Origin of the sequence: Streptomyces sp. NBC_00663, from assembly GCF_036226885.1 — a bacterium.
Lineage (GTDB): Bacteria > Actinomycetota > Actinomycetes > Streptomycetales > Streptomycetaceae > Streptomyces.
The window spans coordinates 6,727,304-6,747,650 of record NZ_CP109027.1 but is presented as its reverse complement, the minus strand read 5'-3'; the positions used below and the strand labels follow the sequence as shown (position 1 = coordinate 6,747,650).

At 71.7% G+C, this 20,347-nt stretch carries 20 protein-coding genes and 1 tRNA gene; 11 read left to right on the top strand and 10 right to left on the bottom strand.

The annotated features are described in order from the left end of the window. Nucleotides 1–9: 9 nt before the first annotated feature. Both OG866_RS30770 and OG866_RS30765 read right to left on the bottom strand, forming a co-directional pair. Entirely contained in the window at nt 10–678 is a 669-nt protein-coding gene (locus OG866_RS30770; RefSeq protein ID WP_329339716.1) for an HAD-IA family hydrolase, read from the bottom strand. Between the two features lie 177 nt (nt 679–855). After that, entirely contained in the window at nt 856–1,437 is a 582-nt protein-coding gene (locus OG866_RS30765) for a TMEM165/GDT1 family protein (RefSeq protein WP_329339714.1), read from the bottom strand. 348 nt (nt 1,438–1,785) lie between these two features. Between OG866_RS30765 and OG866_RS30760 the strand changes: the two genes are divergently transcribed. From OG866_RS30760 to OG866_RS30745, 4 genes are all read left to right on the top strand, one after another. Continuing rightward, nucleotides 1,786–2,430: an HNH endonuclease family protein gene (locus OG866_RS30760; RefSeq protein ID WP_329339713.1), complete on the top strand. Its 645-nt coding sequence runs from the start codon at nt 1,786–1,788 to the stop codon at nt 2,428–2,430. Between the two features lie 121 nt (nt 2,431–2,551). Next, nucleotides 2,552–4,183, top strand: coding sequence for an alkaline phosphatase D family protein (locus OG866_RS30755; RefSeq protein ID WP_329339711.1), 1,632 nt, complete (start codon nt 2,552–2,554; stop codon nt 4,181–4,183). Between the two features lie 82 nt (nt 4,184–4,265). Further along, nucleotides 4,266–6,167, top strand: coding sequence for an FAD/NAD(P)-binding protein (locus tag OG866_RS30750; RefSeq protein WP_329339709.1), 1,902 nt, complete (start codon nt 4,266–4,268; stop codon nt 6,165–6,167). Between the two features lie 85 nt (nt 6,168–6,252). Further along, entirely contained in the window at nt 6,253–6,696 is a 444-nt protein-coding gene (locus OG866_RS30745) for a DoxX family protein (RefSeq protein WP_329339707.1), read from the top strand. A gap of 61 nt (nt 6,697–6,757) precedes the next feature. On the opposite strand, the gene OG866_RS30740 is transcribed toward OG866_RS30745, so the two are convergent. Then, nucleotides 6,758–7,291, bottom strand: a complete 534-nt coding sequence (locus OG866_RS30740; RefSeq protein ID WP_329339705.1) for a superoxide dismutase family protein — start codon at nt 7,289–7,291, stop codon at nt 6,758–6,760. Nucleotides 7,292–7,515: 224 nt separating this feature from the next. On the opposite strand from OG866_RS30740, the gene OG866_RS30735 reads away from it, so the two are divergent. Continuing rightward, nucleotides 7,516–8,109: a DedA family protein gene (locus OG866_RS30735; RefSeq protein ID WP_329344380.1), complete on the top strand. Its 594-nt coding sequence runs from the start codon at nt 7,516–7,518 to the stop codon at nt 8,107–8,109. On the opposite strand, the gene OG866_RS30730 is transcribed toward OG866_RS30735, so the two are convergent. Then, nucleotides 8,110–8,337, bottom strand: coding sequence for a DUF2277 domain-containing protein (locus OG866_RS30730; RefSeq protein ID WP_329339703.1), 228 nt, complete (start codon nt 8,335–8,337; stop codon nt 8,110–8,112). Nucleotides 8,338–8,396: 59 nt separating this feature from the next. Here OG866_RS30730 and OG866_RS30725 point away from each other — a divergent pair, with 59 nt between their 5' ends. Together OG866_RS30725 and OG866_RS30720 are read left to right on the top strand one after the other, a co-directional pair. Continuing rightward, the gene (locus OG866_RS30725) at nt 8,397–9,155 is read left to right on the top strand and encodes an MBL fold metallo-hydrolase (protein WP_329339701.1); all 759 of its coding nucleotides are present in this window, start codon (nt 8,397–8,399) and stop codon (nt 9,153–9,155) included. 75 nt (nt 9,156–9,230) lie between these two features. After that, on the top strand, nt 9,231–10,154 hold the full coding sequence (locus tag OG866_RS30720) for a ketopantoate reductase family protein (RefSeq protein WP_329339699.1): 924 nt from the start codon (nt 9,231–9,233) through the stop codon (nt 10,152–10,154). 21 nt (nt 10,155–10,175) lie between these two features. Here the strand turns inward: OG866_RS30720 and OG866_RS30715 are convergent, their stop codons facing one another. After that, on the bottom strand, nt 10,176–10,706 hold the full coding sequence (locus OG866_RS30715; RefSeq protein ID WP_329339697.1) for a hypothetical protein: 531 nt from the start codon (nt 10,704–10,706) through the stop codon (nt 10,176–10,178). Between the two features lie 118 nt (nt 10,707–10,824). Between OG866_RS30715 and OG866_RS30710 the strand changes: the two genes are divergently transcribed. Then, nucleotides 10,825–11,157, top strand: coding sequence for a hypothetical protein (locus OG866_RS30710; RefSeq protein WP_329339696.1), 333 nt, complete (start codon nt 10,825–10,827; stop codon nt 11,155–11,157). A gap of 51 nt (nt 11,158–11,208) precedes the next feature. On the opposite strand, the gene OG866_RS30705 is transcribed toward OG866_RS30710, so the two are convergent. Beyond that, a tRNA-Val gene (locus OG866_RS30705) sits at nt 11,209–11,280 on the bottom strand. Further along, nucleotides 11,271–13,013, bottom strand: a complete 1,743-nt coding sequence (locus OG866_RS30700) for an IS200/IS605 family accessory protein TnpB-related protein (RefSeq protein WP_443063587.1) — start codon at nt 13,011–13,013, stop codon at nt 11,271–11,273. The genes OG866_RS30705 and OG866_RS30700 overlap by 10 nt, the downstream gene beginning before the upstream one ends. A 223-nt stretch (nt 13,014–13,236) precedes the next feature. On the opposite strand from OG866_RS30700, the gene OG866_RS30695 reads away from it, so the two are divergent. From OG866_RS30695 to OG866_RS30685, 3 genes are all read left to right on the top strand, one after another. Further along, entirely contained in the window at nt 13,237–14,004 is a 768-nt protein-coding gene (locus tag OG866_RS30695) for a DUF4097 family beta strand repeat-containing protein (RefSeq protein WP_329339694.1), read from the top strand. A 74-nt stretch (nt 14,005–14,078) separates the two neighbouring features. Further along, a complete protein-coding gene (locus OG866_RS30690; protein WP_329339692.1) occupies nt 14,079–15,470 on the top strand; it encodes a hypothetical protein in 1,392 nt (463 codons plus the stop codon). A 16-nt stretch (nt 15,471–15,486) separates the two neighbouring features. Beyond that, nucleotides 15,487–15,702 carry an FmdB family zinc ribbon protein gene (locus tag OG866_RS30685; RefSeq protein ID WP_329339690.1) on the top strand — a complete coding sequence of 72 codons (216 nt, stop codon included), beginning with the start codon at nt 15,487–15,489 and terminating at the stop codon, nt 15,700–15,702. 75 nt (nt 15,703–15,777) lie between these two features. Here the strand turns inward: OG866_RS30685 and OG866_RS30680 are convergent, their stop codons facing one another. Genes OG866_RS30680 through OG866_RS30670 form a run of 3 tightly spaced genes read right to left on the bottom strand, consistent with a single transcriptional unit; the run spans nt 15,778 to nt 20,239 of the window. Then, nucleotides 15,778–16,584: an HAD family hydrolase gene (locus OG866_RS30680; protein WP_329339689.1), complete on the bottom strand. Its 807-nt coding sequence runs from the start codon at nt 16,582–16,584 to the stop codon at nt 15,778–15,780. Further along, entirely contained in the window at nt 16,584–19,049 is a 2,466-nt protein-coding gene (locus OG866_RS30675) for a phosphoribosyltransferase (protein WP_329339687.1), read from the bottom strand. Before OG866_RS30675 ends, OG866_RS30680 begins: the two co-directional genes overlap by 1 nt. A gap of 23 nt (nt 19,050–19,072) precedes the next feature. Next, nucleotides 19,073–20,239 (bottom strand): HpcH/HpaI aldolase/citrate lyase family protein, encoded by a 1,167-nt coding sequence (locus OG866_RS30670; protein WP_329339685.1) that lies wholly within the window; start codon nt 20,237–20,239, stop codon nt 19,073–19,075. Nucleotides 20,240–20,347: the final 108 nt, after the last annotated feature.

The following is a 20,347-nucleotide window of genomic DNA, read 5'->3' as shown; positions in this document are numbered from 1 at the left end:
AACACACCGTCACCCGATATAAAGCCGAACCCGCCCATCCCCCAAAGCCTCCACCCGCACCTGCGCGAGATCCCGCACCACCACGTCCGGCTCATGGAAGTCGGCCCGCGGCCCGACCCCCACCACCTGCATCCCCGCGGCACGCCCCGCCGCGATCCCCGCCCCGGAGTCCTCGAAGACGACGCACCCCGAGGGCGCCACACCGAGTTCGGCGGCGCCCTTGAGGAACCCCTCGGGGTCGGGCTTGCTCGCGCCGACGCTCTCCGCGGTGATCCGCACCTCGGGCAGCGCGAGCCCCGCCGCGGCCATCCGGGCGGTGGACAGGGCAACGTCGGCGGAGGTCACCAGGGCGTGCGGCACCCCGGCCAGTGAGGCCAGGAAGGCCTCCGCGCCGGGGATGGCGACCACGCCGTCCATGTCGGCGGTCTCCTCGGCGAGCATGCGCGCGTTGTCGGCGTGGTTCTGCGCCATGGGCCGGTCGGGCAGCAGCAGCGCCATGGAGGCGTACCCCTGCCGCCCGTGGACGACCTTCATGACCTCGTCGCCGTCCAGCCCGTGCCGCTCGGCCCAGCGCCGCCAGCAGCGTTCGACGACGACGTCGGAGTTCACGAGGGTGCCGTCCATGTCCAGCAGCAGGGCACGGGCGGTGAGCACGGTGGGCACGGCGGTGGCCGTCATCGGCAGCTCCAAGGCGCGGGGAGAACCGGGGGTCGCCCGGCGGGACAAGGCGGCCCCGCCCGCCGGTCAGGGAAAACGGGCGGGAGCCACTTTGTTTCTCCACGGTACAAAACGCGACCATGATCCCGCCACCGTCTCCCGGAACAGTTCACTCAGCGTTCAGCTCCCACGCTCAGCTCACGCGCTCACGGCCTCCCACAGGCTCCACACCCCGAGTGCCAGCATCAGCACGGCCGCGATCTTGGTGATGAGCGTCAGCGGCACCCGCTTCATCAGGGCCTTTCCGCCGACGATGCCGAGTCCGGCCACGGCCCAGAGCGCGAGCACGGCTCCCAGGCCGACGGAGAGCGGGTCGTCGTAGCGGGCGGCGAGATTCGCGGTCATGATCTGCGTCAGATCACCGAACTCGGCGACGAGGATGAGCATGAACCCGGCCCCGGCGACCTTCCAGAAGGACTGGTTCTCGGGGCGTCGGATCTCCTCGTCGCCCTCGTCCTTGTTCCTCAGCAGGACGGCCGCGCCACCCAGGAACAGCACACCGGTGATCGCGTGCACGATCTGCTGCGGCAGCAGCGTGAGCACACTGCCGGCAGCCACGGCGAGCGCGACATGCAGGGCGAAGGCGGCGGCGACCCCGGCGAAGACGTAGGACGCGCGGTACCGGGTGCCGAGCACCAGCCCGGCGAGGGCGGTCTTGTCCGGGAGCTCGGCAAGGAAGACGACGCCGAAGACGACGGCCGTGACGGTGAAGCTGATCAAGGTTCCTCAATCGGTCGGGCTGCCCCACCGAGAGTGATACCGCAGAACGACACCTCGGCATGGCAGCACACGGTCAGTGCACTGCTTGCCGAAGGTCTCGCTGGCGAGGTCCGCAAGGGACCCGCCTCCGGGCGCCGGCTCAGACGAGCTGAGCAGTATGTCGACGGTCCGGCGAAGAGCTACTCCCCTTCAACTCCGACCATCATACGAGATCGTTTCGCCGTAAAGCTTGTCATGTCATGTACGCGTCACTAACTTCTCACCCAACGCACATCTCCCCGCAACACGGCGCGGCGAGCATTCCTTCGCCCGCACGCCTCAACACCCCCACACCCCCAGGGAGTTCGCATGCCGAAGTTCTACGCGCGTCGACGGCTGAGCATACTCGCGGCGTTCACCGGTCTCATAGCCTCGGTCGGACTTTTCAACGGTCCGACCGCCTCCGCCGCCCTCCCGACGCCGGTCAGCGCCGCCACCGCCCGCACCTACCTCGCCTCGCTCACCGTGGCCACCGAGAACCGCACCGGTTACAACCGGGACCTGTTCCCGACGTGGATCACCATCAGCGGCACCTGCAATACCCGGGAGTACATCCTCAAGCGGGACGGCTCCAACGTCGTCACCAACTCCGCCTGCACCGCCACCAGCGGCAGCTGGTACTCCCCGTACGACGGCGCCACCTGGACCGCCGCCTCCGACCTCGACATCGACCACCTGGTCCCGCTCGCCGAGGCCTGGGACTCGGGCGCGAGCGCCTGGACCACCGCGCAGCGCCAGGCCTTCGCCAACGACGTCACCCGCCCCCAGCTCATCGCGGTCACCGACAACGTCAACCAGTCCAAGAGCGACCAGGACCCGGCCGAGTGGATGCCGTCGGTCACCTCGTACCGCTGCACCTACGTCCGCGCCTGGGTCCAGGTGAAGTACTACTACGACCTCTCGATCGACTCCGCCGAGAAGAGCGCGCTCACCAGCTACCTGAGCGCCTGCTGATCCGGACCCTCCCCAACCTCCCCCGTCGTTCCGTACCGTACGGGGCGACGTCGAAGGGCGAGCCGAAGGGGCGCTGAGGCGCCCCGGAGGCGAACCCGACCATGAGGGAGGGCGCTGGACCGTGGCCGAACTGCGGCTGGGACCACTGCTGAGGTACGCCGACGGCTCGTCCGCGACCGTGTGGGTCGAGGCGAGCCGTCCGTGCACCGCCGAGGTGCGCTGCGCGGACGGCACCCGCGGGCAGGAGCACACCTTCCAGATCGCGGGCCACTACTACGCGCTGATCCCGGTGACCGGCCTGACCCCCGGGACCTCGACGGCGTACGAGGTGTTCCTGGACGGCACCCGGGTGTGGCCGCTGCCCCGCTCCCCGTTCCCCGACTCGGTGATCCGCACCCCGGCCGACGGCGACACCGTCCGCGTCACCTTCGGCTCCTGCCGCTGGGCCGCCCCGCCGGACGGCGAGAAGGACCCCGTGGGCCCGGACGCGCTGGACACCCTCGCGGCCCGGATCGCGGCCGACCCGGACGGTGAACGCCCGGATGTGCTCGTGCTGTTGGGCGACCAGGTCTACGCCGACGAGACCTCCCCCGCCACCCGCCGCTGGCTCGCCGCCCGCCGCGATCTGAGCGATCCGCCGGGCAGCCAGGTCGCGGACTACGAGGAGTACACGCGCCTCTACGACGAGTCCTGGCTGGACCCGGAGATCCGCTGGCTGCTGTCCACCGTGCCCAGTTGCCAGATCTTCGACGACCACGACGTGATAGATGACTGGAACACCTCGGCCGCCTGGGTGGAGGACATGCGGGCCACCCCGTGGTGGCGGGAACGGCTGCTGAGCGGCCTGATGTCGTACTGGGTGCACCAGCACCTCGGGAACCTGTCCCCGGCCGAACTCGCCGCCGACCCGCTCTACGCCGCCGTCCGCCGGACCCCCGACGGAACCGATGAGTTGCGCGCCTTCGCCGGCAAGGCCGACACCGATCCCGCCTCGGTGCGCTGGAGTTACCGGCGCGACTTCGGACGGGTGCGGCTGCTGATGGTGGACACCCGCGCGGCCCGCGTCCTGGACGAGGAGCACCGGGCGATGCTCGACCCCGGGGCGGCGGCCTGGCTGCGGGAACAGGTCCTCACCGACAAGGAGTCGTACGACCATCTCCTCCTCGGCACCTCCCTGCCCTGGCTGCTGCCGCACCTCGTGCACGACGCCGAGGCATGGAACGCGGCCCTGTGCCGGGGGGACCGCGGGGCCCGCTGGGCTCGGTTCGGGGAGGATCTGCGGCGCCGGGCGGATCTGGAGCACTGGGCGGCGTTCCCGGCGTCCTTCGACGCGCTGGCCGACCTGATCGCCGAGGCGGGCTCCGGGCCGGGGGCGCCGGCGACGGTGCTGGTGCTCTCCGGGGACGTGCACCACGCGTACGTGGCCGAGCCGGCCTGGCGCTCCGGCGGGGGTCCGGACGCCCGGGTGCTCCAGCTGACCTGCTCGCCGGTCCACAACTCCATCCCGCTCCACATACGCCTGGGCTTCCGCTTCGGCTGGAGTGCGGTGGCCCGTGTCCTGGGCCGCCGTTTCGCCGCGCACGGCGGCTGTGCGCGCCCGTCGGTGAAGTGGCGGCGGACCGGCGGCCCCTGGTTCGGCAACCAGCTCATGACACTGACGCTGCGCGGGCGTTCGGCGCGGCTGCGGCTGGAACAGGCACGAGGGAAGGGCGTCCTGAGGACGGTGACGGACGCGGTACTCACGTCCGAGTGAGGGCACGGCATGATGAGGCGGACCGTCCGCTTCCAGCGGCCGACCACCCGCCAAGCGCCCCACACGCCCGGGAGTCACCCTTTTGTCTGCACCGGCCACGGAATCGTCGTCCTTCTCCCTCGCCGTGGTCGGCGCCGGACCACGAGGCACCAGCGTCCTTGAGCGGCTGTGCGCCTCGGCCCCCGAACTCCTCCCACCCGGGGCCGAGTTGACCGTGCACCTCGTCGACCCCGCGCCACCCGGCGCCGGAAGCGTCTGGCGCACCTCGCAGTCACCCGAGCTGCTGATGAACACCGTCGCCTGCCAGGTGACGCTGTTCACCGACGACAGCGTGGACTGCTCGGGGCCGATCCGGCCCGGCCCCAGCCTGTACGAGTGGGCGGCCGGCGAGCTCGGCCCGGACGCGTACCCGACCCGCGCCCACTACGGCCGCTACCTGGAGTGGGTGTTCGCCCGCACCGTCCGCGAGGCCCCGCCCACCGTGCGCGTCCGAACCCACACGGCCCGCGCGACCCGCCTCGACGACACCGCCGACGGCGGGCAGACCCTCACCCTGGACAACGGCCGCACCCTGAACGGCCTCACCGCCGTCGTCCTCACCCAGGGCCATCTGCCCACGCTCGCCGGCCCCGAGGAACGGCGCATATCGGCGTACGCCGCACGCCACGGCCTGCGCCACGTCCCGCCCGCCAACCCGGCCGACGTCGACCTCTCCGCCATCTCCCCCGGCGAACCGGTGCTGTTGCGCGGCCTCGGTCTCAACTTCTTCGACCACACCGCCCTGTTGACGACCGGTCGCGGCGGCCGCTTCGAAACCGGCCCCCGAGGACTGCGCTATCTCCCCTCCGGCCGCGAACCCCGTCTGCACGCGGGCTCCCGGCGCGGCATCCCGTACCAGGCGCGCGGCGACAACGCGAAGGGCCCGTACGGCCGGCACACGCCGCTCGTCCTCACTCCGGAGGTCATAGCGGGCTTCCGCAAACGCGCCGACTCGGGCGAGGCACCCGACTTCCTCGCGGAGATATGGCCGCTCGCGGCCAAGGAGGTCGAGACGGTCTACTACGCGGCCCTGACCCGGCACCCCGGCTTCACCGACCGCTTCCTCGCCGTCCCGCACGGTCACCCCCAAGAGGCCCTCATCCTCGACGAGTTCGGTGTACCGCACGCCGAGCGCTGGAGCTGGGAACGCGTCTCCCGGCCGTACGCGGGAAGCGGCTTCGCACACCCCGGCCAGTGGCGCGACTGGCTGCTGGCGCAGCTGCGCGAGGACGCCGCGCAGGCCGCCCTCGGCAATGTGGACGGCCCCCTCAAGGCGGCCCTGGACGTGCTGCGCGACCTGCGCAACGAGCTCCGTCTGATCGTCGACCACGGCGGTCTCACCGGCGTCTCGCGCCGCGACCATCTGGACCGCTGGTACACCCCGCTCAACGCCTTCCTCTCCATCGGCCCGCCCCGCCGCCGCATCGAGGAGCTGGTGGCGCTGATGGAGGCGGGCGTGGTGGAGGTGGTGGGGCCACGGCTGGAGGTCATGGAGCGGGAGGGGACTTGGGTGGCGCACTCCCCCGATGTCCCCGGGTCCGCCGTCTCCGTGACAACTCTCATAGAGGCACGGCTACCGGAACCGGACCTTCGACGCACCGCCGATCCCCTTCTCGCCCGGCTCCTGGAGACCGGGCAGTGCCGGCCGCACACGGTCGACGGGTACGAGACCGGCGGACTCGACGTCACCGCGCGGCCGTACCGCCTGATCGACCGTCAAGGTGCCGTCCACACAAGGAGGTTCGCGTTCGGGGTGCCGACGGAAGGGGTGCACTGGGTGACCGCGGCGGGCGCCCGGCCGGGTGTGGATTCGGTCATGCTTTCGGACGCGGACGCGGTGGCGAGGGAGGCGCTACGGACCGCTCTACGTGCGGCTTCGAGCGAAACGGAATCTCAAGCGGAAGCAAACTCATGGCCAAATGTTGAACTTGCAAGCATTGATTAGGCGCGCCTACCGTGGAGTGCTCGAACGGTTCCGTCCCCCAGACCGGCCCTCCCCACGGACCGGCCCGACCGTAGGAGTACCCCCCATGACCGGACGCCTCGACAGCGCCCAGCCGTACGCCCTCGGCCTGTTCCGCATCGTCGTCGGACTGCTCTTCGCCTGCCACGGCGCCGCCTCGCTCTTCGGCCTCCTCGGCGGCGACCCGATCCCGGCCGGCACCTGGCCCGGCTGGTACGCGGCCGTGATCCAGCTCGTCGGCGGCTCCCTCGTCCTGCTCGGCCTCGGCACCCGTGCCGCCGCGTTCATCGCCTCGGGCTCGATGGCCTACGCGTACTTCAAGGTCCACCAGCCCGCCGCCCTGTGGCCGATGGAGAACGGCGGCGAGGCCTCGGCGATGTTCTGCTGGGCCCTTCTGCTGCTGGTCTTCACCGGCTCCGGCGCCTTCGGCCTCGACCGGCTGTTCAGCCGGAAAGGCACGCCGGCCGCCACCGAGCGCCCCGCCGCGGAGAAGACCCCCGTGGCGGCCTGATCCACCCCGCCCCGCACCACGACGGCGCCCCTCCCCACCCGGGAGGGGCGCCGTTCCCGTCTCAGACCGTCGTCCACCCGAACGGCACGGTGAAGCAGGCCACGCGCGCGCCCTTCGCGCCCGGCGCGTCCTGAACGACCACCGAGGACGCCTCACCCCGCCGGAACCCCCAGTCGTGCCGGGCCATGGCCTCACCGGCGCCCCGCGCGTCGGCGGTGAAGTCGAGCCACACCTCGTTACCGGCGTCGCCGGGGTCCGCCTCCGTGGCGGGCTCGTGCCGGTACGGCCCGCCCGCGGCGGCCGGATCGGCGCCGCACGGCTTCTCGTGCACCTGGACGCCGTACGCGTGACCGGGCACGAAGCCCGTCACCTTCAACCCCACGGTCGTCGGCCCGAGTTCCTCATCCCGCTGGCTCACCTCGATCCACGAGGCCGCCGGGACAAGCCCCATGTCGTACGTCACCGCGGCCGACGGGACGAACGCGGTGGGCGGCGCGAACTGCGCGTCCGTCCGCATCTCGTAGCCGTGCGTGCCGGCGGCACCGGCCGCGAACACGGCCGCGGCGACGGCACCCACGCACATTCCTGCCACCATGATCTGCCCCGTTCCTCACATATGTCAGCGATGACGACCCCCTCCCGTGCTACGCCACACCCGAACCCACCGCCCGCCGGAACACGCCGGAACACGGCACCCGGGTGAAGAAGCCGTGACGGACACACGAGGCCCCCATGAACCTCCTGTCACACCCCACGCGTACGCTGTATGGCTGTTACGGGGGAAAACGGGGAGTGACGGTGTTCGAGAATTTCGGGAGTATGGGCGCGCTGACCGGCAGCCCATGGATCTACGCGCTGGTGGCCGCGTCGGTCCTGCTCGACGTGTTCCTGCCGGTCCTGCCCAGCGGCGTCCTCGTCATCACGGCCGCCACCGCGGCGGCCGCGGGCACGGCGGCGGGCAAGGTCCCGGCCGACGTCCCCGACATCCTGCTCCTCACCCTGTGCGCCGCCACCGCCTCCGTCCTCGGCGACCTGGTGGCGTACCGCCTGGCCTGGCGCGGCGGCGACCGCCTCGACCGCGCCATCGCCCGCTCCCGCCGGCTGACCACCGCGCAGGAACGTCTCGGCGGCGCCCTCGCACGCGGCGGCGGCGCCCTGGTCGTCGTAGCCCGCTTCGCCCCCGCCGGCCGCTCGGTCGTCTCCTTCGTCGCGGGCACCGCACACCGCCGCATCCGCGAGTTCCTGCCCTGGTCCGCCCTGGCGGGCCTGGCCTGGGCGGCGTACAGCGTCGCCCTCGGCTACTACGGCGCCCAGTGGCTCGGTACGACCTGGCTGGCGACCGGCGTGTCGGTACTGGCCCTGTTCGGCGCGGGCGCCGGAGCTGCGTACGTGATGCGCCGCCAGCCCGCGTAACTACCCGGCCTTCCGCGCGGCCCCGCGCACTTCCAGTCCGGCCAGCAACTCGGCCGTGGCCTCGGCGATCACGTCGACCGCACGCTCGAACACCTCCTGATTGTGCGCGGCGGGCGCCCGGAACCCGGACACCTTCCGCACGTACTGGAGAGCGGCGGCCCGGATCTCCTCCTCGGTCGCCTCCTCGGGCAACACGGGCGGGCGAAGGGTCTTGATGCTGCGGCACATGCCTCAAGTGTCGCCCGGCACGAGGAATAGCGCGGGCCCTCCACCGGATTGTGCAGAACATGACCACTGTGGAGATCCAATACGTCGGCGGCCCGACCTCCCTGATCACGCTCGGCGGGGTCCGTCTGCTGACCGACCCCACCTTCGACGCGCCCGGCGAGTACCCCGTCGGCACCCGCACCCTGGTGAAGACGACCGGCCCCGCGGTGCGGGCGTCCGACCTCCCCCCGGTGGACGCCGTCCTGCTCTCCCACGACCACCACCCCGACAACCTGGACACAGCGGGCCGCACGTTGGCGATGTCAGCCCCCGTGGTCCTCTCCACGCCCTCCGCGCACGGCCGACTCGGCGCCCCCGTCCACGCCCTGACCGCGTGGGAGCACACCGAGGTCGGCGACGTCCGCGTCACCGCCGTTCCCGCCCTGCACGGCCCCAAGGGCTCCGAACCCCTCGTCGGCGAGGTCACCGGCTTCGTCCTGTCCGGCCCGGGCCTGCCGAAGGTGTACGTCAGCGGCGACAACGCCGACCTGGACCTGGTCCGGGAGATCGCCGACCGCGAGGGCCCCGTCGACGTGGCGATCCTCTTCGCGGGAGCCGCCCGCACCCCCCTCGTACCGGACGCGCCCCTCACCCTGACCAGCGCACAGGCGGCGGAGGCGGCGACGCTGCTGGGCGCCCGGCACGTCGTACCCCTGCACTTCGAGCACTGGGGCCACTTCACCCAGGACGGACCGACCCTGACCAAGGCCTTCGCGGAGGCGGGCCTGACGGACCGGCTCCACCTGCTGGAACCGGGGGCGAGCGTGCGCCTGCCGTAACCTCCACCCCCTCTGCGATGATCCTTCCGAGGCGGCCACCGTCCAAGGGGCCGACCGGAGAAGGGACTTCATCTCATGACGTACGACGATCAGAGCCACGACAGCGACCGGCTCACCGTGGCCGTACTCGGCCCCGGCGGCATCGGCGGCCTGCTCGCCGGGCTGCTGGCCCGAGCCGGACACCGGGTGATCTGCCTGGCCGGTCAGGAGACGGCCCAGGCCCTGCGGACGACCGGAATCCGGGTCCGCAGCGCAGTGTTCGGCGACTTCACCGCCGAGGTCGAGGCGGACACCGAGCTGCGCACACCGGTGGACGTCTGCCTGGTCGCCGTCAAGCACACGACACTGGACGCGGCCCTGAACCGCGTCCCGCCGGAGGCACTGGGCGACGCGCTCCTCGTCCCGTTCCTCAACGGCGTGGAGCACCCGCAGGCGCTGCGCGCCCGCTACCGCGCCGATCTGGTGGCCCCGGCGGTGATCCGGGCGGAGTCGACACGGGTGGCGCCGGGCGAGATCGAGCACGGCAGCCCGTTCGCCGAGATCGACCTGACGGGGGACGGGGTGGCCAAGGAACGCCTGTCGTCGCTGGCCGATGCGCTCGGCGCCGCGGGTCCGACGACCCGCGTCCTGCCGGACGAGACGGCGGCGCTGTGGGCGAAGATGTCGTTCCTGGCCCCGCTGGCCCTGCTGACCACGCGGTACGGGGTGCCGCTGGGCGAAGTGCGCACGGCCCACCGCGACGAGTTGACGGCCCTGGTCGAGGAGACCGCCGCGATCAGCCGCGCGGCGGGCGGCCCGGCGGACCCGGCCGCCTCCCTCGCCCGCTACGACGCGTTCCCCCCGCAGACCAAGTCCTCCATGCAGCGCGACGCCGAGGCGGGCCGCCCGCTCGAACTCGACGCGATCGGCGGGGCGTTGCTCCGCGCGGCGGAACGCTCCGGGGTACCGGCGCCGGTGACGGCACGCCTGGTGCGGGAGGTACGGGCCGCCGGTCGCTAGGCAGGGCTTGGCGGACGGCGGTCAGTCGTCGGCCGCGACCACGAGGGAGAGGACGCCGAGGGTCCGGTCGACGAGGACGAGTTCGTGGAACTCGATGTGGACGGGTACGTAGTCGTGCCGGGCGTCCTCGGGAAGCTCACCGAGGACGTACCGGCCGGCGGCCCGGCGGACGGGCCCGTAGACCACCTCGTCCAGCCGCCTGTCGAGGGCGTCAGGCACCGGCCCGAGCCCACCGGCCCACCCCCGGACGACACCGACGGCGGCATCCGCGTCAACCGGCACATACGCCTCCGGACTGATCCGGTCCGCCCACCACCGCCCGTGCCGCAGCTCCTGCCAGACACCGGAGCCGTCGTAGAGATCCCGGAACTCGGGGTGCGCGATCAGCCCGGCGAGCAGCTCACGGTCCCCTGGCGGCTCGGCCGGCAGCCGGAAACGCTTGATCTGCACCCAGCGATACCCATGTCCGCCAGGCTCGGAGAAGACGAAGTCCCGGAAGTTGACGAGGGGACTGTCCAGGTGGGTCAGACGGGCGGGGCGTATCACCCGCACCAGCCTTCCACACGCCCGAGGGGCCTGACGCGAGGGGACGCCCGGGACGCCCCACCCGTTCGCATGAACCACCCCAAGAAACTCGCACCCCTAAATCGAACAGGCGTAGCATTGTGCCGTGCCTACGACCTATGACTTTCCGAGTGACCTCCTCGCCGGTCAGGAGGAGCTGCATCAGGTCAGGGCCGAGCTGTCGGCCCTGCTCAAACGGCTGCCCTGGTCGGTCGAGCCCCTGGACGGCTTCAGCGACACCGCGGGCTGGCGCAAGGTGGAACGCCCCGCCTCCCCCGGCTGGACACCCGACGAACAGGCCGAGGTGGAAAAGCTCCGCCAACGCGAACACGAACTCGCCGTCTTCGTCAGCGGCCACCGCTTCTGGGCGGAGGTCGCGACCGGAGACCGGGTCGACGCACGGATGAACCTGAAGCACACACAGAACCGACCGGACTGACAAAACGAAGAAGACCCCGGCCACACATGGCCGGGGTCTCATCAAATCCGGTGGGCGCGGACGGTTTCGAACCGCCGACATCCTGCTTGTAAGGCAGGCGCTCTACCACTGAGCTACGCACCCGGGACAGGCCGACAGCCTACATTGTCCCGGGCGCTGCCCTGCAAACCGGTATCCCGGGGCCGGACAGGAGCAGCCGTTCCTGAGGACCGGGCGGGAAGTGCGTCCCGCTCAGCCGCGTACCCCGAGTGGTGTGGGGCACGCTGGTCGCCCGCTTTCGCTCCGCATTCGGGCGGCACGGATCCGGTCCGTGGTCCGGGGATGCGGGGGCGGGTTTCCTCACGCCTTCGAGTCTCCGGAACGGCCTGGGCGGTCCGATGCCCCACACGATCTCGCTGGTCGTGCGGGGGCGGTACCGCCCGTCGCCGGATCGGATGCCCGAGGGTGCGCCGTCCGATCGCCACGGCCGCGGTGTCGTGGCGCGTGGGCTGTCGGGTGGTGGTGGTCAGTGGCCGCTGCCAGTGCTGGGTGCCCCACCGGGAGGTGTACGCCGGATCCACCGCGACGATCGCGATGTCCTGGGCCGCGGCCATCGACACCAGGCGGGCCTTCAACGCGGCTGTCGGGAAGCGGGAGATCAAGCGGCGGAAACGCTTGTTCCGGCCGTGCAGCTCCCTGCTCGTGCCGACGCCGAAGTCAAGGTCCTCCACCGCGATCGCCGACACACCACTGCGGCGGGCGAGGTGCAGCAGCCGGGTCAGCGCGTGCCGGATCTGGGCGTCCCGGTGCTGCGCATCACCCGTCAGGTCGTAGGAGAAACGGCGAGGCGCACCCACGGGGTTGCCGTGTGCGTCGAGGCGCCAGGCCGCGAGGTGGTCGTCGTTCATGTCCACCGCGAGCACACCGCGAGCCAGGGCCGTCCGGAGTGGGAGCGGCGGGCCGGCTGCGCGCTTCCAGGAGGCGGTCAGGTACCAGCGACCGCGCGGGGCGTCGAAGTGGATGCGGTACGCCACGGCCCGGTCCGCGGCGATCCGCTCCCGCCACTCCTCGGCCCGGTGGGTGAACGCGACGGAGAGGTCCGGCACGTACCGCCCGTGCGGGGCGTTCGCCAGGTGGGCCAGAGCGGCGGGCAGCCTGATCGAGAGCTGTCCGGTGTCCGTGACCCTGATCGTCTCGTTGCCACAGCGCTTGCCCGATTCCCCGTCCGCCGCAAGGAACATCCGGGCGGCCCGCCACCGCTCCCGCCACTCCGCCCCGCTCAGCCCGGCTTCCCCCAGGTGATGACGGAGCTGCGCGAGCTTCTTGCCGCCTCGGACCACATGGACCCGGCCCACTGCCCAGTCCGCCTCCAGGGCGGTCAGCCGGTCCTGGAGCGCGGACCGGCGGCGGGACTTGGCCTGCCATTCCGCCCGGGTGGCGTACCCACGCATCAGCCCGGCCCGTTTGTCGCCCTTCGCGCCCAGTGGCCGGGCCAGCCTGGCTCCGATCGAGGTGATCTCCCGCCTCAGCCAGGCGGTTTCCCCGGCTTGGCCACGCCTCGCCAGCGCCCACTGTTCGTCCGTGGCCTTGGTGATGCTGCCCGCCCATCGAGCGGACGAGGCCCTGGTCAGCCTCCGTTTCCGCGCGGCCCAGGACGCGGCATCGTGGGTGTCTCCTCGCCGGCATCGCTCCGCGAGATCTTCGGCGGCCAGCGAACCGAGGAGCGTGCCCACTTCGGTCAAGACCGCCACGTCCACCGCAGACACGCGCAGCCGTGTCCGGATCGCCACCCCCGTGGGGCCGGGCACCACGAACGGGTCCTTCAGCGCCCGTAGCCCGCTCACCGCCGCCCCCGACCCTCCAGAAGATCCTTTCATCGCATTCAACGACCATCGCGGGAAAGGGACACGCACACGACGCGGGAACTCATGTCGGGAGGCGGGCCGATGTCTCGTGTCTCAGGGTTCTTCCGGGGGTTTTCCCCCGGTCGTATCCGGGAGGTTCCCGGATCCCTGGGTGGGTGTCTGGTCCGTACGGTCGAAGAGGCTCGGCGTTCTGTTCAGCGCGGGGTCTCATCGGTCCGTTCAGGGGGAGATTCTCATGGCCCGTTCCGTCACCGCCCGCGTGGTTCTCGCCGTCGGGGCCGTCGCGCTCGTCGGGGTCGTCAGTGCGTGCGGGGCTTCCGCCGGGGACGACAAGGATCCTGACCAGCGGGCCTTCGCGCTGCGCGGGGACACGCTCACCGTCGATTCGGACGACTCCGCGCTGGAGATAGTCGTCGTCGACGACGCCAAGGCGGGGACGGTCGAGGTCACGCGGTGGTTCCAGGGGACCGTCGCGCTGGGCAGGGACCCCGAGGTGACCTGGTCCATGAAGGACGACCGGCTGAAGCTGCGGATGCACTGCTCCGGCGTGGTCGCCGACTGCGCGGCCAAGCACCGGATCGAGGTGCCGCGCGGAGTCGCCGTGAAGGTGGAGGACGGGGACGGGAGTGTGCGGGCGCGGGGGTTCGAGGCCGCGCTGAGCATCAGGACGGGCGACGGGTCCGTCCAGGTCACCGACTCCAGCGGGCCGCTCGACCTGAGGACCGGGGACGGCTCCGTGCGCGCGGAGGTCACCTCGCGCACGGTGCGCACCCAGACCGGCGACGGGTCCGTGCACCTCGAACTGGGCGCCGTACCGGACCTGGTGGAGTCCCGGAGCGGGGACGGCTCCGTCACCGTCGAGCTGCCCGAGTCGACGTACCGGGTCACGACCGAGACCGGCGACGGCGGGGTGGATGTCTCCGTCCCGCGGGACGAGTCCAGCTCGCACGTCATATCCGTGCACACCGGTGACGGCAAAGTCACCGTCAGGACCGCGAACTAACGGGCCCGTGTGTTCGTCCTTAACCGGTGGGAGAATGACACCGGGCCGGACGGATGACAGCACGGGAGAGGGATGTGACGGCGACACCAGCGCAGCCGCACTCGCCGGCACAGCCGCACTCGCCGTCGGTGCCACGCGCGCAGCACGCGCTGCGCGACACCCTCACCCTTCTCGCCCTGCCGCTGGTCGCCGCCCTCGCCCTGCCCGCCGCGTTCGCCGGCGGCGGCACCCGGCGTTGGTTCGGCGGCCGGGCCGAGAGTCAGCGGGCCGAGGCGCAGGCCGCGAAGGACGCCGCCGCGGCGGCGTTCTACGAGCTCGACACCGCCCAGCGCGACCTGCGGATCTCGATAGAGACCATCACGGCCGTCGACGACTCCCCCGCCGCCCGGCGGGCCGTCTCCGACTTCGAGGCGTTGGGCCGGCGCATCGACGAGGCCAGCCACCAGTACATCAACGCGGTCGACGCGCACGACCTCGACCGGGATGACCTGGAGGCGTCGGTCGCGGCCCGCGCGCGCACCGAGCTGACCGCCGCCAAGGACGAGCTGGGTCGGGTCAAGCAGGACCTCGACCGGTTCGCGGACGGCCTCGGGCCGCTGCTCGGCAAGGCCGAGACGCAGCTGGCCCGGCTCGCCCCGGCGGTGGAGCGGGCCCGGCAGGGGCTGCTGGCGGCGTCCAACGCGCTGGACGCGGTACGGCAGTCGGGGCTGCGGGCCGACGATCTCGCCGCCCGGCTGGCCGCCCTCGGCCCCGAGCTGACCAAGCTGAACCAGGGCGCCGGGGCGCATGGAATCCCGCAGACCCTGGAGCGTGCCGAGCGCGTCGCCCGTGCGGCCGAGACGGTCCGGGTGGAGGCCGAGCGGCTGCCGGAGAAGGCCGCGGAGATCGACCACCGGCTGGTCTCGCTGCGCACGCGCGCGCAGGCGCTGACCACCCGTGCCGGTCAGGTCGAGCCGGTCCTCAGCGAGCTGCGGCGGCGTTTCGCGGCGGCCTGCTGGCAAGACCTCCAGCAGGTTCCCGACCAGGCCACGGAGAACGTACGGCAGGCCGAGCTGAAGCTCACCGAGGCGCGGGCCGCGCGGGACGCGCAGCGATGGCCGGACGCGACGGCGTTGCTGTCCACCGTGCGGGCGCTGCTGAACTCCACCGACGAGTCGGTGTCCGCCGCCGGTGACCGGCTGCGTCGGCTGAACGCCGTGCAGAAGGATCCGCAGCAGGAGATCGACCGGACGCGGTTCGCGATCCGGGACGCGCAGCGGCTGGCCATGTCGGGGCGGAACACACCCGATCCCCGGCACGCGCGTCCGCTGGACGAGGCGGTGGCCCGTCTGGAGCGGGCGATCGGCACGCTGGAGGGGCGGCATCCGGACTACTGGCATTTCCTCACGGAGACGGAGGAGGTGCGGCAGTCGGTGACTCGGGTGGTCGCGCAGATCCGGGACGAGCGGGGGGCTGGGCCGCACTGACGGTTAGCCTGTGCGCATGCCTCGTTATGAGTACCGCTGCCGGAGCTGCGGCGACACGTTTGAGTTGAGCCGGCCGATGGCTGAGTCCTCGGCGCCGGCCACGTGCCCTGTGGGGCATGAGGACACGGTGAAGTTGTTGTCGGCGGTCGCGGTGGGGGGTACGGCGCGTGGTGCCGCAGCGCCGGCGCCTCAGGGGGGCGGCGGCTGCTGCGGCGGTGGGTGTTGTAGCTAGGTAGAGGGGCGCGTTGTCGAGTGCGGGTCCGATGTGGCTGGTCGGGCAGTTCCCCGCGCCCCTGAGGAAGGGCGTCTACTGCCGCGTTGCTTTCAAGAACTCCCTGAGGATTCGCTCGCCCGCCAGTACTCCCCGCTCGGGCAGTGCCGTGATCATCGGTGCTGCGAAGCCCTCGTCCGCCAGCTCGCCGTGGCCCGGTCTCCAGCCCCGGTCCGCCGCCAGGAGCAGGTCGGCGTCCAGCAGCGAGTCGCCCGCCGCCAGTGTCAGCTCGGTGCCCGTGCGGCGGGCCACCTCCCTCATCGCGGCGCTCTTGGTGAGCGGCTTCGGGACGGCGTAGATCTTGCGGCCCTGGAGGGAGACCGTCCAGCCGCGGTTCTCCGCCCAGACCGCGAGTTCCTTGACCCAGTCCTCGGGCAGCAGCTCGCGCTCGACGACGAGGTAGGCGAAGAGGTCCTCGGCGACCCGGTGCTTGCGCACCCACACGGGGTCGGCGGTGCGCAGCAGATGCTCGCGCACCTCGTCCAGCGGCGCGCACTCGTCGGCCAGCCGTGCCTGCACGCGCGCGTGCCAGTCGGCGTCGGTGACGCCGTCCACCAGTAGATGGCCGCCGTTGGCGCAGATCGCGTACTTCGGGGGCGGGCCCGGCAGGTTGATGCGCTGGTACTGCTTACGGGTCCGGGTCGTCGTCGGCACGAACACCGCCGCGTCACCGAGGTCGGCGAGCAGTCCGGCGGCCGTCTCCGTCATGTAGGACAGCGGTCTGCTCTCGTGGACCTCGACGCAGAGCAGCCGCGGCGCCCGCGCGTCCGGCATGGTCAGCGCGAGGGCCGCCGCGGAGTAGATGAGGGTACGGTCGAGGTCGCTCGCCACCAGCACCGGCATCAGACCGCCACCGCCTTGCCGTCGGCACCGGTCGCGCCCCGCGTGTACTTGGGGTGGATCAACCCCACGCAGGTGTACGGGAGTTCGGCGACCTCTTCCACGGGTACGCCTCTCTGCTCGGCCAACAGCCGTACGTGGTCCAGGTCGGCGCCCGCACCGGCCTTCGCGAGGATCTTCCAGGGCACGCGGCGCAGCAGTACCCGGGTGGTCTCGCCGACGCCGGGCTTGACGAGGTTGACGTCGTGGATGCCGTACTCCTCACTGATGCGTTCGACGGCGGCCCAGCCTTCCCAGGTGGGCTCGCGGTCACCGGAGAGCAGCTCCTTGACCTGCTGCTCCACGGCGTCCACGACCTCGGGGAAGGTGGCGGAGACGGCGTCCAGGAAGTCCACGGAGACGTCGGCGCCGGCGAGTTCGCGGTAGAACTTCGCGCCGTGGAAGTCGTGCGGGCCGACGAGGTCGGCGCGCAGGACGGTGCGGGAGATCAGGCCGGAGACGGTGGAGTTGAGGCAGGCGGAGGGGATGAGGAAGTCCTCGCGGGTGCCGTACGTCTTCACGCACGAGCCCGGGTCGGCGAGGACGGCGATCTCCGGGTCGAAGCCGGTGGCGCCGCCCGCTGCCTCGAACTCCTTGACGGCCTGGGCCAGTTCGCGGGTGATGGCGCCCTTGCCGGTCCAGCCGTCGACGAAGACGACGTCGGCCGGGTCGTGGTGGGCGGCGAGCCAGCGCAGCGCGTTGGCGTCGATGCCGCGGCCGCGGACGATCGAGACGGCGTAGTGGGGAAGGTCGAGGCCGTGCCGGAACTGGGCCCAGCGGCGCATCAGCACGCCGACGGGGGTGCCGGCGCGGGCGAGCGAGACGAGCACGGGCCGGGGGGAGCGCTCTTCGAGGACGATCTCGGTCACGGCGCCCACGGCCTGCGCGAGGCGGGTGGCGGACTCGTCCAGGGCCGTGTGGAACAGCTGTTGGTACTGCTCGCTGGGCTGGTACTCCACCGGCAGCGACTCCGCGTAGTGTGCGCCGCCGCTCTGGATGGCCTCCTCGCGCTCCTCGGTCGGCGCCTCCAGCGTCACGTCCGAGAGGTCCTGGAGCAGCCAGCCGACCTCGTCGGGGGCGTACGAGGAGAAGGCTGGGCCGCGGAGGGGCTCGGGGAGCATGGGGGGCCTTTCGGGGACGTACGACGGGACGACCGCGAGCAGTATGTGCGGGGCGGTTTCGGCCAGCTGCGCCAACAGGCCGTCGGCGGCGTGCAGTTCGGGGGTGTCGGCGGTGGAGTCGACCACGGCGACGACCACGTCGAAACCGGCGCCGGCGATGTTGTACGCGTAGCGGTCGCCGGGGCCGTCCGCGGGGGTGTCGTGGGCCGGGAAGACTATGCGGCTGCGTATCGCGTAGCCGGGGTCGTCGACGGCGAGGACGGGTGAGCGGGTGGTGGTGGAGTAGGTGATCTCGGCGCCTTGCGCGACCTGCTCCAGCTCGCGGGCGAGTCTCAGTGGCGCGTACATCAGCTCTTCGAAGCCGAGGATGTGTATGCGGTGGGCGTCCGCCGGGATGGCCTCCGCGAGGCGGGCGGTCATCTCGGGGAGGGCGGCTTCGAGGCGGGCTCGGTGGGAGGGGGTGAAGCCGTGGCGTCCGCCGTCTGGGAGGCCGTGGGGCCAGTGGAGGTCTATTCGGTCCGCTTTCGGGTGCGGGTCGGTGGGGGCTGGTCGCGCGGTTCCCCGCGCCCCTGGGTTGGCGGCCTCGAACCGCGCTACAAGATCCTGCCCCTTCTCCAGCACCCCCTCCGGCAGGCGTACGTTGCCCGAAGCCGCCGCTACCAGGTCCACCCTCGCGTCGATCTCGCGCGCGAACTCCTCCAGCCGGCCCGCGTCCGCCTCCGAGCGCATGTCCACCAGGGCCACCACGACGTACCGTCCCCGCGGATAGCGCTCATGCAGGTCCCTGATCGTGTTCAGGACCGTGTTGCCCGTCGAGAACTCGTCGTCGACCAGCACCAGGGGACCGTCCCCCGCCAGCAGGCCCGTGTCCTCCGGCAGCAGCAGATGCGAGGTCGCGTGGGAGTGGGACTCCTCGAAGCCGCCCGCCTGGGCGACTCCGGGGACCGGGCGGCGGGTGGAGTGGAGGTAGGGGGCCGTGCCGAGGCCGTCGGCGACCGAGTGGCCGAGGCCTGTCGCCGTCTCCGCGTAGCCGAGGACGACCGCGGTGGCCGCCTCTTCGCCGAGCAGGTCGCGGACCCGGCGGCCGAGGGCGAAGCCATGGCCGTACACCACCGTCGGTGACTGCGGTACGTGCTTGCCGAGCACGTTGGAGACGAGGAGGTGGGCCCGCTTGGGGTTGCGGCGCAGGGCCAGACCGAGGAGGTCGGTCAGGCTCTCGTCGCCGACGAGTCCGACCCCGAGGCGCTCGGCGACCCAGGTGCCGGACCAGATGGTGTCCGGCACCTTGCTGTTCACTGCGTTGTTCATGCGTCCCTTGGGTGGAGGTGGGTTCAGCCGGGTATGCCGGCGGCGAGCAGGTCGACGAAGCTGACGTCCTCGTTCGCGACGCCGAAGACCTCCGCGCGCAGCATGGTCCGCTCGGCCCAGGCGCGGTGCGGCTTCACCTCGTTCATCTTGTTCGTGTACTGCGAGCGCAGGACGCCTCCGCCGCCTCGCTCGGGCCGCAGGATGTCGGCCGCGTCGCTGTACTCCTCGTGGCTGACGACGGACAGCGCGTGGACCGCCGGCACGTGGGAGGGGTGGATGCAGGTCTTGCCCAGCAGGCCGTTGGCGTGGTCGAGGGAGATCTCCCGCAGCAGCCCGTCCATGGCGTGCTCTATCAGTTTCTCGCGCAGGTCCACCGCCTGCCCCTCCAGGAAGGGGCTGTTCCTCAGCTGCGGCTTGAACATGCGTTCGGGTACGCGGAAGTACTCCCACACCGGGCCGGTCACGGTGAAGCCGGTGCCGTCGGCGCGGCCCAGCATGTTGACGACGTCGGCGATGACGGAGGCGACGATCTGGACGTCGTAGGCCGTCATGTCGGGGGCTCTGCGCAGGCCGTACGAGGAGCAGAAGTCGGTGACGCCGAGGCGCAGGGCGAGGACGCGGTCGCGGTACTTGTCGACGGCGCGGGCGATGCCCTCCAGGGCGTCGACCCGGGACTCGCGGTACATGAGCTCGGGCGTCTCGAGGACGGGCATGCCGAAGAGGCGGCGGCCGCTCGCGTGCTCGGCGACGGCGAGGGCCTCCAGGAAGGGGATGCCGCGTTCCTCGGTGAACTTGGGGAAGACGAAGCCGGACAGCAGCCGCACCGTCTCGCCGAGGCGTTGGACGAGGTCGGGGATCTGCTCGGGCGTGCGCACGCGGATGAAGAGCAGGGGCGGCTCGAGGTCCTCGCGGGCGGCGAGGTCGGCGAACTGCCGGACCAGGTTCTCCTCACCGGCGGCGACGTCCTCGTCACCGATGGAGTCCTCCAGGCACAGCACCATCGAGACCACGCCGCGTCCGGTCTGCTTGACGATGTCGTCGGCCAGCTGGGGCCGGGTGGCCGGACTGTAGAGCGTGGCGCCCAGGGCCGCGGAGAGCACCCGGGCCGGCGAGTCCGCGTCGAACATGCAGGGCTCGCGATGGAAGAGGCGCTGTCGCACCTCAGGGGCAATGTGCCCGAAATGACGCATAAAACTCCCCCGTGGCGCAAGGTAAGCCTGTGGATTTTGAGAACAGGTGGCCGGTAATAGTACGTACCGAGCCATGTCAGAGGTTCCCGTCGGGCATGAATTTCAGGT

Excerpts from the sequence above, each read along its gene's own strand:
- OG866_RS30725 (WP_329339701.1), top strand. The coding sequence starts at position 8,397 with ATGACCACTGTGGAGATCCAATACGTCGGCGGCCCGACCTCCCTGATC.
- OG866_RS30685 (WP_329339690.1), top strand. The coding sequence starts at position 15,487 with ATGCCTCGTTATGAGTACCGCTGCCGGAGCTGCGGCGACACGTTTGAG.
- OG866_RS30770 (WP_329339716.1), bottom strand. The coding sequence starts at position 678 with ATGACGGCCACCGCCGTGCCCACCGTGCTCACCGCCCGTGCCCTGCTG.
- OG866_RS30760 (WP_329339713.1), top strand. The coding sequence starts at position 1,786 with ATGCCGAAGTTCTACGCGCGTCGACGGCTGAGCATACTCGCGGCGTTC.
- OG866_RS30680 (WP_329339689.1), bottom strand. The coding sequence starts at position 16,584 with ATGCCGGTGCTGGTGGCGAGCGACCTCGACCGTACCCTCATCTACTCC.
- OG866_RS30670 (WP_329339685.1), bottom strand. The coding sequence starts at position 20,239 with ATGCGTCATTTCGGGCACATTGCCCCTGAGGTGCGACAGCGCCTCTTC.
- OG866_RS30700 (WP_443063587.1), bottom strand. The coding sequence starts at position 13,013 with ATGAAAGGATCTTCTGGAGGGTCGGGGGCGGCGGTGAGCGGGCTACGG.
- OG866_RS30695 (WP_329339694.1), top strand. The coding sequence starts at position 13,237 with ATGGCCCGTTCCGTCACCGCCCGCGTGGTTCTCGCCGTCGGGGCCGTC.
- OG866_RS30740 (WP_329339705.1), bottom strand. The coding sequence starts at position 7,291 with ATGGTGGCAGGAATGTGCGTGGGTGCCGTCGCCGCGGCCGTGTTCGCG.
- OG866_RS30735 (WP_329344380.1), top strand. The coding sequence starts at position 7,516 with ATGGGCGCGCTGACCGGCAGCCCATGGATCTACGCGCTGGTGGCCGCG.
- OG866_RS30730 (WP_329339703.1), bottom strand. The coding sequence starts at position 8,337 with ATGTGCCGCAGCATCAAGACCCTTCGCCCGCCCGTGTTGCCCGAGGAG.
- OG866_RS30720 (WP_329339699.1), top strand. The coding sequence starts at position 9,231 with ATGACGTACGACGATCAGAGCCACGACAGCGACCGGCTCACCGTGGCC.
- OG866_RS30745 (WP_329339707.1), top strand. The coding sequence starts at position 6,253 with ATGACCGGACGCCTCGACAGCGCCCAGCCGTACGCCCTCGGCCTGTTC.
- OG866_RS30675 (WP_329339687.1), bottom strand. The coding sequence starts at position 19,049 with ATGAACAACGCAGTGAACAGCAAGGTGCCGGACACCATCTGGTCCGGC.